The 15748-nt window shown below is 67.9% G+C and carries 11 protein-coding genes; 9 read left to right on the top strand and 2 right to left on the bottom strand.

The genetic code is table 11. The features are described 5' to 3' along the window. Positions 1-383 precede the first annotated feature (383 nt). The 6 genes from FXF51_RS49170 (at position 384) to FXF51_RS63975 (ending at position 5420) form a co-directional block, all read left to right on the top strand. Positions 384-1520 (top strand): TadA family conjugal transfer-associated ATPase, encoded by a 1137-nt coding sequence (locus FXF51_RS49170; protein ID WP_148441735.1) that lies wholly within the window; start codon positions 384-386, stop codon positions 1518-1520. 240 nt (positions 1521-1760) lie between these two features. Then, positions 1761-2486 (top strand): type II secretion system F family protein, encoded by a 726-nt coding sequence (locus FXF51_RS49165; RefSeq protein ID WP_148441725.1) that lies wholly within the window; start codon positions 1761-1763, stop codon positions 2484-2486. Positions 2487-2545: 59 nt separating this feature from the next. Next, positions 2546-3352: a type II secretion system F family protein gene (locus tag FXF51_RS63585; protein ID WP_148441724.1), complete on the top strand. Its 807-nt coding sequence runs from the start codon at positions 2546-2548 to the stop codon at positions 3350-3352. Between the two features lie 276 nt (positions 3353-3628). Then, positions 3629-4618: a DUF4244 domain-containing protein gene (locus tag FXF51_RS63580; RefSeq protein WP_316247677.1), complete on the top strand. Its 990-nt coding sequence runs from the start codon at positions 3629-3631 to the stop codon at positions 4616-4618. A gap of 56 nt (positions 4619-4674) precedes the next feature. Continuing rightward, entirely contained in the window at positions 4675-4995 is a 321-nt protein-coding gene (locus FXF51_RS49150; protein WP_262380371.1) for a TadE family type IV pilus minor pilin, read from the top strand. A 65-nt stretch (positions 4996-5060) separates the two neighbouring features. Then, complete coding sequence (locus FXF51_RS63975; RefSeq protein ID WP_411268436.1) at positions 5061-5420, top strand: Rv3654c family TadE-like protein; 360 nt, start codon at positions 5061-5063, stop codon at positions 5418-5420. A gap of 547 nt (positions 5421-5967) precedes the next feature. On the opposite strand, the gene FXF51_RS49140 is transcribed toward FXF51_RS63975, so the two are convergent. After that, complete coding sequence (locus FXF51_RS49140) at positions 5968-6969, bottom strand: hypothetical protein (RefSeq protein ID WP_148441720.1); 1002 nt, start codon at positions 6967-6969, stop codon at positions 5968-5970. 1781 nt (positions 6970-8750) lie between these two features. Then, a complete protein-coding gene (locus FXF51_RS49135; protein WP_262380370.1) occupies positions 8751-11021 on the bottom strand; it encodes a DEAD/DEAH box helicase in 2271 nt (756 codons plus the stop codon). A 409-nt stretch (positions 11022-11430) separates the two neighbouring features. Here FXF51_RS49135 and FXF51_RS49130 point away from each other — a divergent pair, with 409 nt between their 5' ends. The 3 genes from FXF51_RS49130 (at position 11431) to FXF51_RS49120 (ending at position 15593) form a co-directional block, all read left to right on the top strand. Continuing rightward, a complete protein-coding gene (locus FXF51_RS49130; protein ID WP_043629845.1) occupies positions 11431-11781 on the top strand; it encodes an STAS domain-containing protein in 351 nt (116 codons plus the stop codon). Between the two features lies 1 nt (position 11782). Then, entirely contained in the window at positions 11783-12202 is a 420-nt protein-coding gene (locus FXF51_RS49125; RefSeq protein ID WP_103956794.1) for an ATP-binding protein, read from the top strand. Between the two features lie 1069 nt (positions 12203-13271). Further along, a complete protein-coding gene (locus tag FXF51_RS49120; RefSeq protein WP_148441718.1) occupies positions 13272-15593 on the top strand; it encodes a sodium-translocating pyrophosphatase in 2322 nt (773 codons plus the stop codon). Positions 15594-15748: the final 155 nt, after the last annotated feature.

The raw sequence follows: 15748 nt of genomic DNA, 5'->3' as shown, positions 1-15748 counted from the left end.
CCACTTCGACCTCCATGCGTCCGGCTCCCACCCCTGCCGGTGCCACTTCGACCTCCATGCGTCCGGCTCCCACCCCTACCGGTGCCACTTCGACCTCCATGCGTCCGGCTCCCACCCCTACCGGTGCCACTCCGAGCCGCACCGGCCTGGCTCCGGCCCTCACCGGCACGACTCCGAGCCGCACCCGCCTGACTCCAGCCCTCACCGGCACGACTCCAAGCCCCACCACCCACACGACCTTGGCACCCACGCGCACCACCACTTCGGCTTGCAGCTCCGCGCGCACCTCCGCCACACTTCACCCCCGCCCCCAGACGACCTCGCACACCGCACAACCACCTGATCCGGCGGCGCCGGCGACCCCAACCTCAGCCTCCCCGGAGCTGGTAGAGGCAGTACGCGTCCGCCTCGCCAGAACAGGCGTCGAACCCACCGCCGCCCAAGTAGCCCTAGCCCTCAGAGCAGAAAGATCCGTCTACGGCGACGCAGAAATCCTCGCCATAGCCCGAGCCCTCTGCGCCGACCTAATAGGCGCAGGCCCCCTGGAGCCCCTCCTGGCCCGCCCAGACGTAACAGACGTCCTGGTCAACGGCCCACGCGAGGTATGGATCGACGACGGCACAGGCCTACGCCGCACCCCGATCGCCTTCACCGACGACGGCTCCGTCCGAAGACTCGCCCAACGCCTCGCCACCACCGCGGGAAGACGCCTCGACGACGCCTCCCCGTACGTAGACGCCCGCCTTCCGGGCGGAGTCCGCCTCCACGCCGTACTCCCACCCATCGCATCCGGCGGCACCTGCATCTCCCTACGCCTCCCACCCCGCCGCGCCTTCACCCTCCAGGACCTCGTCGCAGCAGGCACGATCACACCCCAGGCAGTTCCGGTGCTCACCGCCATGGTCACGGCCAGATTGGCCTTCCTCGTCACAGGCGGCACAGGCACCGGCAAAACCACCCTCCTATCCGCCCTCCTCTCCCTGGCAGACCCAGCCGACCGCCTCCTCCTGGTAGAGGACTCAGCCGAACTCCGCCCCCTCCACCCTCACGTGGTCCGCCTCGAAACCCGCCCAGCCAACCTCGAGGGCGCAGGCGGAGTAAGCCTCCGCGACCTGGTACGGCAGGCACTCAGAATGCGCCCGGACCGCCTGGTGGTGGGAGAGGTACGAGGACCCGAAGTAGTCGACCTACTCGCCGCCCTCAACACGGGCCACGAGGGCGGCTGCGGCACCCTGCACGCGAACACAGCGGCAGACGTCCCCCCACGCCTGGAAGCCCTCGGCTGCGCAGCAGGCTTGTCGAGAGAGGCCGTACACAGCCAACTAGTAGCAGCCCTCGACGCGGTCATCCACCTGACACGCAGCCGCCCGGACGGCCGCAGACGCATAGCCGAGATCCGCCTGCTCTCCAGAACCCCAACCGGCTTCGTCGAATCCGTCCCAGCCCTGACCTTCGACCCCCAAGGCCGCACTCATCCCGGCCCCGGCTACGAAGCCTTAACCCACCGAACCTGCCCCTAACCAACCCAACCCCTGACCACAAGTCCGCCCAACCACCCCCTCAAAACCACCTCCGACCGCAGGGACGCCCTCAACCACACCGCACGAACTCCCGACCTCACGCCCGTACAAACCACGCCCGCGCCCCCACAACCCCACACCCATACGGACCCCGACAACTCCACGACCGTGAGAACCGCCGATCACCTACGACCGTGAGAACTGCCCTCACTCGCACCCACCCCAGGACGACGAAGCACGATGACCAGCGCCCTCATGGCCGCCCTGTCCACAGCCGCCGCCATATGGCTGTGGACAGGCCCCAACACAGCCACCACCCGCCTGAACAAGCTCCTAACCTCACCCACCGACCACCACCCACCCGGGAAATCGCTGCTCAAGCTCGCCACCCACCTCACCACCACTCCCACCCCCTCCCGCCGCGCCGAAGCCTGGCGCCGCGCCTCGATCGAGCTGTGCCAATCCCTCGCCGCCGAACTCTCAGCAGGCTGCACCCCAAGCGAGTCCCTAACGAGAGCCCTGGCAGCAGTAGACCTCCCAGACCCGACCACCCTCCGCCCAGTCATGGCAGCCGCTCGCGACGGCGGCGACGTCTGCGCAGCCCTGACCTCATCAGCCCCTCAAACAGGCGGCGAAGGCCTACGCCAACTCGCAGCAGCCTGGAGGGTCAGCACTACCGCAGGCGCAGGCCTCGCCTCCCTGGTAGACCGAGTGGCGCACACGTTAAGAGCAGCCCAAACCCATCGCCAGGACGTCGCAGCCCAACTAGCCGGCCCACGCACCACGGCCCGCATGCTCGCCGCCCTCCCCGCCCTCGGCCTCCTCATGGCCGCAGCCCTGAACATGCACCCGCTGTCGTTCCTGTTCGGCACCCTCCCAGGCCTCATGTGCCTGATATCCGGCATAACCCTGGACGTTTGCGGCCTCTGGTGGACCACCCGCATGGCCACCCAAGCCCAAACCTGACCAATCCAAGCCCACGCCAGACCCGCCCAAGCCAAGACCAGACCCACCAGGACCCACTCATGCTCCAGCTCCTCTCCGCCCTATGCGCCGCTCTCTCCACCTACCTATGGCTCTCCCCCCGAACCCCCACAGACCGCCTAACCCACCTACGCAAACCGGACAAGCAACCCCCAACCCCCGAAAAACCCACAACCCACCACCCAGGAAGCCAATTCCCGCCCGGACCTCCCACCTGGCACTCCCAGAAACCTCCCCACCCCACCCGCCTGACCCGCAGAACAACCCTCACCGCCATCTCCGCAGGCCTACTCTCCACACTCCTGATCGGCGGCCTCCCCGGAGCCGTAGCAGGCACCCTCATAACCCCCGCAACAGCCCTGTTCCTCCACAGAAGAGCTCGCCACCAACCCCCTCCCGACCACCGCCGCATCGCCACCGACCTGCCTTTCGCCGCCGACCTGATGACCGCCTGCCTACGCGCGGGCAGACCAGTGAGCGCCGCCACAGAAACCACCGCCAACGCGATAGGCGGCCCCGTAGGCGAACGCCTGACCTGGGTCAGCACCCAACTACGCCTGGGCGCCGACCCCGACCCCACCTGGGCAGCCCTCGCCAAAGACCCCGCCATGGGCCAACTGTCCCGAGCCATGAGCCGAGCCGCTCAGAGCGGCGCTCCCATCGCCGACGTCCTAACCCGCCTGGCCGACGACGCCCGAGAAGCCTTCAGAGCCGAATCCGTCGCCGCGGCCAGAAGCGTCGGCGTGAAGGCAGTAGCCCCCTTGGGCCTGTGCTTTCTCCCGGCATTCGTCCTACTCGGCATCATCCCGGTAGTAGCCGGCCTGGCCTCAGCCATCGTCCTCCCATAACCGCCCACCAGCGCCACGCCAGCGAACTCACAGAAGACAAGGCCTGCGCATGGGCAGAGCGCCCGCCGTGGCCAGCGCACGCGCCGTACCTAACGCAGAAGCCTGCACCCGTGCGTCCTCGCCGAGGTGTTATGCACCCCGCTCCACCCCGCCGAACTGACCCACGCTGCCCCGGCGCATCCGTCGAGATGAGCATGTCTGCCTTTCGTCAGCGCATCCCCGAGCGCCACTCACCCGTGCTCAGGGCATCGACCGCGCCGCCGCGCCACCGCACCCATGGCACCCACCGCGCCCACTGCCGAGCCCGCCGCTTCCGCCCTGCCTACCGCGCGTGCCCTGCCTACGGCCTCGCCCGCGGCCATGGCGTGTGCCGTAGCCGCGTGTGCTGTGCCCACCGCGTGTGCTGTGCCCACCGCGTGGGCCGTCACCACCGCAGGTCGCGTCCGCCCCGCATCCCTTAATCGCCTGCCAAGCACTCCGCCGCACTTAACGCACCGTTGTGTCCAGCATCCCCACCGCACCTTAGACCAAGACCCACCCGCTTCCCTGTCACCGCAGTCCGCCCAATCTCCGGCTCTTATCCACAAGACATCCACCGCCACCTCGCCGTTATCCACAGAACCCCATTCGGCCGCATCTCCCCACCCCACCTCCGCCACCCTTGAACTCCCGCCAGGTCAAGACCCCTGGCTCTCAACTCCTGGAGGCAAGATGCACAGTCCCGCCACAAAGCCAGACGACATCGCAGCCGCCCCAGCACAAACCGACACCACCGCATCAACCCTCCACCCAGGCCGCCGGACCATCCGAAGCCCGACAGCCTCCGCCGCGACCGCCACCCCCACACCCGCCCAGCACCACGACCGCGCTGCCAGCGCCAACACCAACGCCACGGCCGCAGCACTCTTGACCCCGAAACGCCGCAACATCACAACAGGCCATTGCGCCAACGGTCCCTCCACAAGCGTCCTCGCCGATCACCAAAAGAGCCTCGCCACCTCAACCCCCTCAAGCGCCGACCAACCACAGACTCCTTCTCCGGCTGCCAGCCGACGCCGCATCACCAGTTCTCGCCCGCGAACGAACAAGTGGCTTCACTACGCGGCCGCTCACCGAGAGCACGGCATGTCGACCGCCGAGTACGCGGTAGGAACCATCGCCGCCTGCGCGTTCGCCGCGCTCCTCTTCAAAGTCGTGAACAGCCCAGAAGTCCAGGAAATGCTCACATCGCTCATTGACCGAGCACTCAAAACCGGGCAGGAATGACACCGCGCCGAGCGCGGATCTCCAAGAGCATCAAGCGGTCGGCATCGCGGGGCTCGGTGACGGCCGAGACCGCCGCGATGCTGCCCGCCCTCATGGTCGTCCTGGCTGCCGCTCTGTGGGCCATCCAAGCCGTCGCCGTCCAGCTCGAATGCGTGGACGCCGCCCGCATGGCAGCCCGCGCCGCAGCCAGAGGCGAGCCCTTGGACCAAGTCCGCGCCTTCACCCAAGCAGCCATGAATCGAAACGCCCAGGTAGTCATAACCCGCGATCCCGAACTTACAAAAGTGCAGATCACCGTCGAAGTACGCCCTTCTTGGGGCGACTCCCTACCTGCAGTTCGCGTGTCAGCCGCAGCCACCGCAGCCACCGAGCAGTGATATCACGCCACACCCGCCACCGACCGACGGAACATCCGTCCCGCACTTAACGCCAGGAGACAACGATCAAACCCAAGGAAAGAGGCTCTGCCACGCTCTGGGGCGTGGCATTGATGGGCCTGCTGATGGCGGTTGCCACCGCGCTTGCGGCGGTAGGTTCCGTCCGCGTGGCCCATCATCGGGCCAACAGCGCCGCCGACCTTAGCGCCCTCGCAGCCGCGAAGTTAGCGTTGGTCGACCCTGAGGGGGCCTGTGGCAGGGCCTTCGAGCTCGCTGCAGAGAACGGGGTCGAGCTCGCAAGATGCCAGATAACCGATGATGTTGCCGATGTCTGGACTGCGTTGTCCGTCTCGCTGCCGTTAATAGGCCGCCGCACCGTACAGGGCAGGTCTCGCGCGGGCCCCACAGCGTCGACCTTGGACTAACGACCGGGTTCGTACGTGCTGACGGGCGGACCACGTGCTGACGGGCGGACCACGGGCCGACGGGGACGGTCGGGCGGGTGAGGCCACCACGCACGGGTCTGTCGGGACCGGGTTCGGGTCCGTGACGGAGTGACGCCGTGTGATGGCCTGCAGCGCGTGTGATGGCTCGCAGCGCGTGTCATGGCCTGCAGCACATGTGATGGCCTGCAGCACATGTGATGGCTTGCAACGCGTGTCATGGCCTGCAGGGCAGGTACGGGCCTGCAGCGTCGTGTGATGGCCAGCGGCGTCGTGTGATGGCACTGCGCCGTGTGCTAGCCAGCGGCATGAGCGCGCAGCCAGCGTCGGAGGGACGGCTCCTGCATCGCGTTGCGATGGCTCGCTACGGCAACCGGAAGGGTGAGGCGTTATGGGGTGGATGGGATCTGAGGGGCAATGTCGCAATCAAGTCACGACTTCTTAGACGTGGTGTCCAAGAGTCGGACGTCTCCCGTAAGGTTCCGCTTACCCTCGGTCCATGCCGTATGCGTCAAGGAGCCTGGGAGAGCTAAGGCGCAGTCGCTAAGGTGCGGGTCCGGGGACGGTCGGTGACCGTGCCGACCGGGCGCACTGCACTTCCGGTCGTCGCATGAACGCCCCGAGGGTGCTCAGGCGGCGCGAGGCTCTCGATGGAGGGAAGCGTCGTGACGGTAGTCGGCAGAGTTGTTGCCGCAGGGATGATCGTGGCCGGATTCATCGCGCTCGGCGGCACTGCCCAGGCGTCCGTGGTGGCGGGACGGGCCGATTCCTCCGGGCAGATCACCTCGCCCTCCGACGGTGAGGTGATCTCGGGTTCCTCTGTGGTGGTCTCCGCGCGTACGGGGCTCATGCAGCTGAGGATGGGGCTGTACGTGGACGGGCCCTCCACGCCCAGCCAGAGGATCGCCTCAGGTGGAGCCAACCAGACGCTGTCCGGCATGTTCGACGCAGGCGCTGCCCCCAACGGGACCTTCACCGTGACCCTTAAGGGGGAGATCACCGGCAACCGGTACGCGACGAGCACGTTCAAGTTGCGGCGGCCGGCCGAAGCGCCAGGGGGAGTGAGCGCGAGCAGGCAGGGCACCGGCAAGGTACTCGTCACCTGGAGCAAGGGGTCCGAGCCGGACCTGCAGTCGTACGAGGTTTCCAATACCCAGTCAGGTGTTGTGGGGCGGTTGTCCGCCGACAGCGCGTGCGCGGGTTCCTCGTGCAAGGCGGTGCTCGCCGTGCCGTCCAAGGCGGCGGGGCAGAAGGTCGGGTTCACGGTCAAGGTGTTCAGAGGGGATGGTGACGGCGGTTCGGTCGGGTCGGGGGACTCGGCGGCTGCGTACGTCACCTTTCCTGCCCCACCTGCGGCGCAGCCGACGAAGAAAGCCACGGAAAGTGCGCAGGTGCCGAAGAACAGGGACGCCGATGCCCAGGGCGCCGAGGCGCTGCCGACGTTGCCCGCCAGGAAGCCGAAGGCCGTCTCATCGAGCAAGCCGACGACTGCCACGGCGCGCAAGCCGACGACCACGAAGCTGCCCGACATTCCCGACGCTGATCCGAGTGGCAACCTTCCCATCCCCACTGCCGGCGACGATCAGGGCGAGAACGGAGGGTTGGTTCCCGCCGATACGAAGGACGAGGCGGATGAGGCTCCCGTACAGAGCGATGGTGTGAAGGCGCAGTCGAGCGAGTCGTCGATCGGGAACATCGGCCAGTACGGTCTGTACGTCGCGGGGGGAATCCTGCTGCTGTTGCTGGGCGCGCACGCGGGTGCCTGGGCGAGGAGGCGTGCGCTTGCCCCAAGTGCTGCGGACGGTTCCGCTGTCTCGGCCATGGCTACGGCCACGACAGCGACCACCACTGCGGCTGGCGCCAGTACGCGACCCGCTGGAGCGGCGTTGGCGCACGATGCGCGTTCAGGGCCGCAGGCTGTTGCGGAGGAGGATGTCAGCACCTCGCCCGTCAGAAGAACGGTTCGCCGGCCTGCGGTCATCCTGGCTGTCGCCAAGACTCGGATTCCTGAGCAGCCTGCTCAGCCCTCCCCGTCCTCACAGGTTTCCGGTACGGGTCCCGAGCGATCACCGCTCCAGCAGGTGGGTCGGGACGTGGGATCGTCGCTCGATGGTCGGAGTCGGTGGCTGGGGGAGGGGACGGAGTCGCCGTTGGGCGCTGCTTCTGGTGCGGAATCGCCAATGAGTTCCCCTGCTGCTGAGCCGTCGCGGAGGGCTGTGGCTGGGGTGCCGCCGTACGGTGCGACTCCGGGGCGACAGGAAGGGCTCGCGTCCGATCGGATGGGCGGCAAGGGACTTGCGGCGGAGCGGATGGGCGGGAAGGAGCGCGCGTCAGACGGCGCGGGGGGGAAGGAGCGCGTGTCTGACGGTACTGCCGGGAAGGACCGCGCGTCTGACGGTACGGGTGGAAGCGAGCGCGCGTCTGACGGTACGGGTGGAAGCGAGCGCGCGTCTGACGATGCGGGCGGGAAGGAGTGCACGGAGCACGGGTCTGATCGGGTGCGTGGGATGCGGCTTGCATCTGATCCGCTGGGTGGGACGGAACCTGTGCCTGGGCGGGTATGGGAGGCGAGGCTTGCGTCCGGTCCGCTGCGTGGGGCAAGGGTCGCGTCTGATCAGGCGCGGGGGGAGGGCGCTGGGGACGGGGGTGCGTTGCCGAAGTATGGCGCTGGTGAGGAGTTAGTGGGTGGTGTTCCGGGGCGGCAGGAAGAGCGGGATGTTCAGCAGGGGCCGCTCCACATCGCGCTGCCCAGTTCGGCGGTGACGGATGTGCCCGAGTCCGCCGAGCCGACGATTGCTCCCGCCGTACGGCTTGAGGAGCGGTGGGATGACTACCTGCCGCCTTCGCCGAGGTCAATGGAGGACAGCGGGTTCTGGGAGCGTCCGCAGCCGGGAGCGGCCGACTTCTGGGCCGCTGATCCGGAGGGCGGTGACGGGAAGGGCGATGGGCGTACCTACGTGGGGCGTCGGCACAGAGGTGGTGAGAGTTAGGAAACGGCTGGCCGCCGCACGGTGACGGCGCTAGCCGGGGCTCGGTGGCGCGCTGTCCACCGGAATCAGGTCGTGCGGTTTTTGGGAATTGGCCGCGCATGCATGGCACAGAACTGGCTGTGCATGGCCCGCGTGGAACTTGGGTTCGTGGAGCCGAGGTTCGGCGCACGAGGGTGCTAGGCATACCGATCGGTTTGTGGCCTGATTTGGTGCCATTGTGTGGCTGCGTAGCTGCCCTGGTTGTGCGCGCCCGTTTTCTTTGTGGATCGATGCTTATGCGCGCGCGGTCTTTGAGTGTGATTCTTCGGGTGAATGAGTGCGGTCACGGTGATGCGAGGAGTGTGTTGAGGAGGCGGATGGCGCCGCGTTTGTCCAAGGGCTCGTTGCCGTTGCCGCATTTCGGGGACTGGATGCAGGATGGGCAGCCGCGTTCGCACTCGCAGGACGTGATCGCCTCGCGGGTGGCGGTCAGCCAGTCCGTGGCGCGGGCGTAACCGCGTTCGGCGAAGCCGGCGCCGCCCTCGTGGCCGTCGTAGACGAAGACGGTGAGCAGGCCGGTGTCAGCGTGAAGTTCCGTGGAGACGCCGCCGATGTCCCAGCGGTCGCAAGTCGCGAACAGTGGGAGCAGGCCGATCGAGGCATGTTCGGCGGCGTGTGCGGCTCCGCCGAGGTCGATCCCGGCTTCGGCGAGAGGGGTGACGGCGGAGGCGGGGAGTGTCCACCAGACGGCGCGGGTGCGGAGGGTGCGGGGCGGTAGTTCCAAGGGCTCGTCACCGAGCATTTCGCCTGATTGGAGGCGTCTCATGAGGTAGGAGACGACTTGGCGGGTTACCTCCACCTCGCCGAAGTGGAGCGTCCCCGGACCGAGGGAGCGGGAGCGTTCTGTGGAGAGGATGGAGATGTCGGTGATGTCGCGGGCGAACGTGGTGTAGTCCGGGTTGGCGCTGGTGACGAGGGCGACGCCGGCGTCCAGGTCCAGGAGCTCCACGAGGAAGGTCTCGCCCTGGTGCAGGTAGACCGCGCCGGTGTGGACGGTCGTGTGGGCGGAGGGCTCGTCCACACTGCCCAGGAGGCGGCCTGTGGATGACTCCACGACCTGGATGGGGTTGCCGCCGCCGCCGCGGATGTCGGCGAGGTCGGTCGCGCGTTCCCGCCGGGTCCAGAACCAGCCTGCGGGACGTCGCCTGAGCAGGCCCTGCGACACGAGGTCGTCGAGCACCTTCGAGGTGCTGGGGCCGAAGATCGGCAGGTCGTCCTCGGTCAAAGGGATCTCGGCTGCCGCGGCGCAGAGGTGGGGACCCAGGACGTACGGGTTGCCCGGGTCGAGGACGATCGCCTCCACGGGCTGGCCGAACAGGGCGTCCGGGTGGTGGACGAGGTAGGTGTCCAGCGGGTCGTCTCTGGCGATCAGTACGGCTAGAGCGTCCTGGCCGTCGCGACCGGCGCGGCCCGCCTGCTGCCAGAGGGAGGCGCGGGTGCCTGGCCAGCCGGTGATCAGTACGGCGTCCAGGCCGGAGACGTCGACGCCGAGTTCGAGGGCGTTTGTGGTGGCCAAGCCCATGATGGTGCCGGCGCGGAGGGCCTTTTCGAGGAGTCTGCGGTCTTCGGCGAGGTAGCCGGCCCGGTAGGCGGCGATCTTGTTGGGGAGGTCGGCCAGGGTGGGATCGGGGGGTTCAGGCAGGGCCCAAGTGAGAGGCCCATGGGTGGAGGTGGAGGTGGAGGTGGAGGTGTGGGGGGAGGCGGGGCTGGGCGCGGAGGTGGGGGCGGAATTGGGCGTTGATGGGGACGCCGGTGCTGGAGTGGAGGCTGAGGTGGGACTGGGCCTGAGAGTCGAAGCGGGGGTGGGGGCTGAGATGGAGAAGGCGACGTCGGCGAGTTTGGCGCGGGCCGACAGAGCGACGGTTTCGGCGCCGCGACGGGATCGGACGAAGGCGAGCGTACGTACGTCGGCCAGAACGAGGTCCGCCAGCAGATCCGCCGCCTCCGCCGTGGCCGTCCGCCGCACAGGAGCCCCTCCCTCGCCCCGGAGCTCCGTCAGGGGCGGCTCCCACAGCGCGATGGTGGTTGAGCCCTTCGGCGAGGCGTCCACCGTCACCTCGTCCATCTCAAGCCCCGTCAGCCGCGTGGCGAACACGCCAGGCTCGCTGGCCGTCGCGGAGGCGAGCACGAACGTGGGGCGGGAGTTGTAGCGGGCGCAGGCGCGGCGCAGGCGGCGCAGGATCTGGGCGACATGCGAGCCGAAGACGCCGCGGTAGCCGTGGCACTCGTCCACGACGACCATGCGCAGCCGGCGGAAGAACGACGACCACTGGGCGTGTCTGGGCAGGATGCTGCGGTGGAGCATGTCGGGGTTGGTCAGCACGTAGTTGGCGTGCTGGCGCACCCAGGTGCGTTCCTCGAAAGGGGTGTCGCCGTCGAAGCAGGACGCGCGGAGCTGGGTGATGCGCAGCTCGCGTAGGCCGCGGAGCTGGTCGGCGGCCAGGGCCTTGGTGGGCGTCAGGTACAGGACCGTGCCGCCGTCGAGACAGGAGGCGATCGCCGGGGTGAGGTACGCCAGCGACTTGCCGGAGGCCGTGCCTGTGGAGATGATCACGTTTCGGCCACGGTGTGCCAGGTCGGCGGCTTCGTACTGGTGGGGCCAGAGTCCTGTCACCCCTCGGTTCGCCAAGCGCGTAACAAGTACTTCAGGCGTCCATTTGGGCCAACGGACTTGACCCGCCTGACGTGCTGGAACATGCTCCACATGGGTGACACGCTCATGACGTGCGGGAACGCCAAGCAGGTGGTGGAGGAGTGGACCTGCCTGTTGTGGGGAGGATCCGGAGGAAGTCACTGTTTCCAGTCTTGCATCGATGGGCAAAGTCGCCGGGAATCGTGATTTCGTATAGACACAAGCCAGGCGCGTGGTTGAATGCCGCGCGTCAGGGTCGGACAGTCTGGGGCCACGCTCCAGATTGCCAGGCCCGCAAGAGTACTTTCGCAGGCGAGGCGCTGGAGGATCTGTGGATCTGAAGTTGGATCACCGCACCGAAGACCGACTCACCATCGTGGAGGTCGAGGGTGAGATCGATGTCTACACGGCGCCGAGATTGCGTGAGCTCCTCATCGACCTGGTCAACAAGGGCAACTTCCACCTTCTTGTCAACATGGAGAAGGTGGACTTCCTCGACTCGACGGGCCTCGGTGTCCTGGTCGGGGGGCTCAAGCGGGTTCGTGCGCACGACGGCTCCCTCGAGCTCGTCTGCACGCAGGAGCGCATCCTGAAGATCTTCCGGATCACCGGTCTCACCAAGGTCTTCGGGATCTACGCTTCGGTCGACGAGGCCAAGGAAGCTCACGGCAAAGACAAGTAGCATGGCTACCGTCGAGCTGACGTTCAGCGCACTCCCCGCGCATGTGCGGACCGCCCGGCTGGTGGCGACGGCGATCGCCCGCCGCACCGGCGTCGAGGAGTCCCTGCTGGACGAGGTCAGGCTCGCTGTGGGGGAGGCGTGTTCCCGGGCGGTGGAGGCGCATCGCGCGCACTGTCCGGGCGAGCCCATCCGCATCGAGCTACGTGACGACTCCGGGCGTTTCGAGGTCACGGTCAGCGACCAGGCCCCCAGTGACGAGATCAAGCAGGAGCAGCCCCTCGATCTGGGCATGCTGTCCGACTCGTTCATGTCGAACTTCGGCATCGCGGTCATCGAGGGCTTGGCCGATGACGTCCAGGTGTTTCCCAGTCCTAAGGGGACGAACATTCGCATGAGCTGGCCAGCGGCCGTCGGCGTCTAGACCGGCCCCTGGGCCTGAGTCGTCGGCTGTGTCGTTGGCGCTGCCTCGGGGTTGAGGCTGGGCCGGATCGATGGTGGGGCGAGGTCCGCTGAGTCAGGGCTAAGGCTGGGTTCGGCTGATGCTGGCCGGAGTCTGCTGCGTCGAGGCTGAGCCGGACTGATGCTGGCCGGAGTCTGCTACATGGGGGTTGAGGCTGGGCCGAGGTTTGCTGCAGCGGGCTGAGGCCAGCCTGTATCCGAAGCTGAGGCGATCCTGTATCCGGGGCTAAGGCGAGCCTGAATCCGGGCTGATGCTGCGTTCGAGCCTGCAGCAGTGCTCCGGATGGAGCTGAGCTTGTTTCTGGGGCTGAGCCCTGTATCTGAGGCTGCAGGTAAGAGCTAAGCCTGCATGTGAGCTGGGCTGGCGCTGATTCCAGGCTGAGGCGGAGCTGGTCTCAGGGCTTGGCCTCGCCGGCAAGGGCCTGCCGCCGGGTTGTGGGATGGCTCGATACGGGTCAGGGCGAGTCGCGAGCCGCTTGTGTGAGGGCTGGACTCGGTGCCAGGCGCGCGCCGAGACTCCTCGTGTCCACGCGAAGTCGCCCGGCATCTGAGGGCCTGGTGTGTCTGTACGTGCTTCCCGGCACCCGCCCGATACGGCGTCGGAAGAGGCCCCTCCCCGGTCATGCCTTTCGGCTTCCGAGCTCAAAGAGCCCTCGCCCGCATGACTACAGACCACACCGCCTCATCCAGCCCCAAAACCCACCTCACTCCCCAAACCATGCCACTCCCGGAGCGAATTACGGTCCTCCCCTATCCCCCTCTTGCAGAGACCGTAACTCAGGGAAATTCCACTTGTCAGATCCCAAACCGGGTCCCAGGCAGGGGATTACTAGACACTCGCACAATTAGCGACCGCGAGAGCCTTCATATCCGCTGAGCCCCTGCGTAGACTCCCGGCACCGGCCAAGGTGATCCAGAGGAACGCGGATTCAACCGGAAGCGGCACCCACAACCCGGATGGTGCCGCAACACCCGCCGAGGAAAACTGCAGCACCGCCCGGGCAGGACGACCGGTCTTGCCGAGGAGAACGATGAGCAGGCACATGCTGGCATCGGAGCCAGCGTCCAATCTGGCCCTGAGCGGAAACAATCTCACCATCGTGATCGTGGTCGCCGCGGTCGCACTGATCGCGCTGGCCGTCGCAGGCGGCCTGGTGCGTGAGGTGCTGGCCGCCGGCCAGGGCACCGAACGCATGCAGAACATCGCGCGCGCCGTCCAAGAGGGCGCCGCCGCCTACCTCACGCGCCAGTTCCGCACGTTGGCGATCTTCGTCGTCGTGATCCCCTTCCTGTTGCTGTTGCTACCTGCGGAAACAGACGTACGCATCGGCCGCTCCATCTTCTTCGTGGTCGGTGCGGTGTTCTCCGCGCTGACCGGGTTCATGGGCATGTGGCTGGCCGTGCGCGGGAACGTCCGCGTCGCGGCCGCCGCCCGGGAGGGCGGGGAGAAGCGCGCGATGCGCATCGCGTTCCGCACCGGCGGTGTGGCCGGGATGTTCACGGTGGGCCTCGGCCTGCTGGGCGCGGCCGTGGTGGTGTTCGTCTACCAGGGCAACGCGCCCGGCGTGCTCGAAGGCTTCGGGTTCGGCGCGGCGCTGCTGGCCATGTTCATGCGAGTCGGCGGCGGCATCTTCACCAAGGCCGCCGACGTGGGCGCCGACCTGGTCGGCAAGGTCGAGCAGGGCATCCCCGAGGACGACCCGCGCAACGCCGCCACCATCGCCGACAACGTGGGCGACAACGTCGGCGACTGCGCCGGCATGGCGGCCGACCTGTTCGAGTCGTACGCGGTCATGCTCGTGGCGAGCCTCATCCTGGGCCGCGCGGCCTTCGGCGAGGAGGGGCTGGTCTTCCCCCTCATCGTCCCGATGATCGGTGTGATCACGGCGATCATCGGCATCTTCGTCACCAGGCTCCGCGACCGCGACCGCAACGGCATGGCCGCGATCAACCGAAGCTTCTTCATCTCGGCCGCCATCTCGGCGGTGCTGGTGACGGTCGCCGCGTTCCTCTACCTGCCGAGCAGCTTCGGCGAGCTGACCGGCTCGACGATCACCGGCTTCAACGCCGACCCGCGGCTCATCGCCATCGGCGCCGTCCTCATCGGCCTGGTCCTGGCCAGCGCCATCCAGTTGCTCACCGGGTACTTCACCGAGACCAACCGCCGCCCGGTCAGGGAGATCGGCGAGAGCTCGGTCACCGGCCCCGCCACCGTCATCCTGTCCGGCATCAGCGTCGGCCTGGAGTCGGCGGTCTACTCGGCGCTGATCATCGGCGGCGCCGTCTACGGCGCGTTCCTGCTGGGCTTCGGGAACGTGACGATCGCGCTGTTCGCGGTGGCGCTGGCGGGCACCGGCCTGCTGACCACCGTCGGCGTCATCGTCTCCATGGACACCTTCGGCCCCGTCTCCGACAACGCCCAGGGCATCGCGGAGATGTCCGGCGACGTCGAGGGCGAGGGCGCCCGTGTGCTGACCAGCCTGGACGCCGTCGGCAACACCACGAAGGCCATCACCAAGGGCATCGCCATCGCCACGGCCGTACTGGCCGCCACAGCGCTGTTCGGCGCGTTCCGCACGGCGGTGGAGACAGAGCTGGCGACGGCCTCGCAGGCGGTCAAGGACGCGCTGGGCAGCTTCTCGTCCTTCTCGCTCAGCCTCGACCAGCCGAACGTCCTCGTCGGCCTGATCATCGGCGCCGCGGTGGTGTTCCTGTTCTCCGGCCTGGCGATCATGGCGGTCGGGCGCGCCGCGATGCGGGTCGTCTTCGAGGTACGCGACCAGTTCCGCAACAAGCCCGGCATCATGGACGGCACCGAGAAGCCGGAGTACGGCCGGGTCGTCGACATCTGCACCCGCGACTCGCTCCGCGAACTGGCCACGCCCGGCCTGCTGGCGGTCATGACGCCGATCGCGGTCGGGTTCGCGCTGGGGTACGCGCCGCTGGGCGCCTTCCTGGCCGGGGCCATCGCCTGCGGCACTCTGATGGCCGTCTTCCTGTCGAACTCGGGCGGCGCCTGGGACAACGCCAAGAAGCTGGTCGAGGACGGTCACCACGGCGGCAAGGGCTCCGATGCGCACGCCGCCACGGTCATCGGTGACACGGTCGGTGACCCGTTCAAGGACACGGCGGGCCCGGCCATCAACCCGCTGATCAAGGTGATGAACCTGGTGGCGCTGCTGGTGGCGCCCGCGGTGGTGCTGTACGCGGCCAACCCGGTGGTGCGCGTCGGGATCACGGTGGTGGCGGTGGCCGTGGTGGTCGGGGCGATCATCGTGTCCAAGCGGCGTTCGGTGACCAGCGAGCCTGAGGCCAGCAACAACAACCGCGAGCACGAGCCTGTGGCGTCGTAGGCGGCATGACGGACGAGCGCGCCCGTTCCCTCAGACGAGGGGGCGGGCGCGTTTCACGTGGAGCCACGGACGCGGGAAGAGGGCGGAGCTGCGGAGGGCGGGCGCGTGTGGCGTGCGCTGCGGGCGCAGGGGCGAGGGGCGGGCACGTCAGGCGT

It is taken from the genome of Nonomuraea sp. PA05 (genome assembly GCF_008086045.1).
GTDB classification, from domain to species: domain Bacteria; phylum Actinomycetota; class Actinomycetes; order Streptosporangiales; family Streptosporangiaceae; genus Nonomuraea; species Nonomuraea monospora.
The sequence above is the reverse complement of the archived record's forward strand: the minus strand, read 5'-3'. Positions and strand labels throughout refer to the sequence as shown.

Excerpts from the sequence above, each read along its gene's own strand:
- FXF51_RS63585 (WP_148441724.1), top strand. The coding sequence starts at position 2,546 with ATGCTCCAGCTCCTCTCCGCCCTATGCGCCGCTCTCTCCACCTACCTA.
- FXF51_RS49165 (WP_148441725.1), top strand. The coding sequence starts at position 1,761 with ATGACCAGCGCCCTCATGGCCGCCCTGTCCACAGCCGCCGCCATATGG.
- FXF51_RS49120 (WP_148441718.1), top strand. The coding sequence starts at position 13,272 with ATGAGCAGGCACATGCTGGCATCGGAGCCAGCGTCCAATCTGGCCCTG.
- FXF51_RS49140 (WP_148441720.1), bottom strand. The coding sequence starts at position 6,969 with ATGTCGGGCAGCTTCGTGGTCGTCGGCTTGCGCGCCGTGGCAGTCGTC.
- FXF51_RS63580 (WP_316247677.1), top strand. The coding sequence starts at position 3,629 with ATGGCACCCACCGCGCCCACTGCCGAGCCCGCCGCTTCCGCCCTGCCT.
- FXF51_RS49125 (WP_103956794.1), top strand. The coding sequence starts at position 11,783 with ATGGCTACCGTCGAGCTGACGTTCAGCGCACTCCCCGCGCATGTGCGG.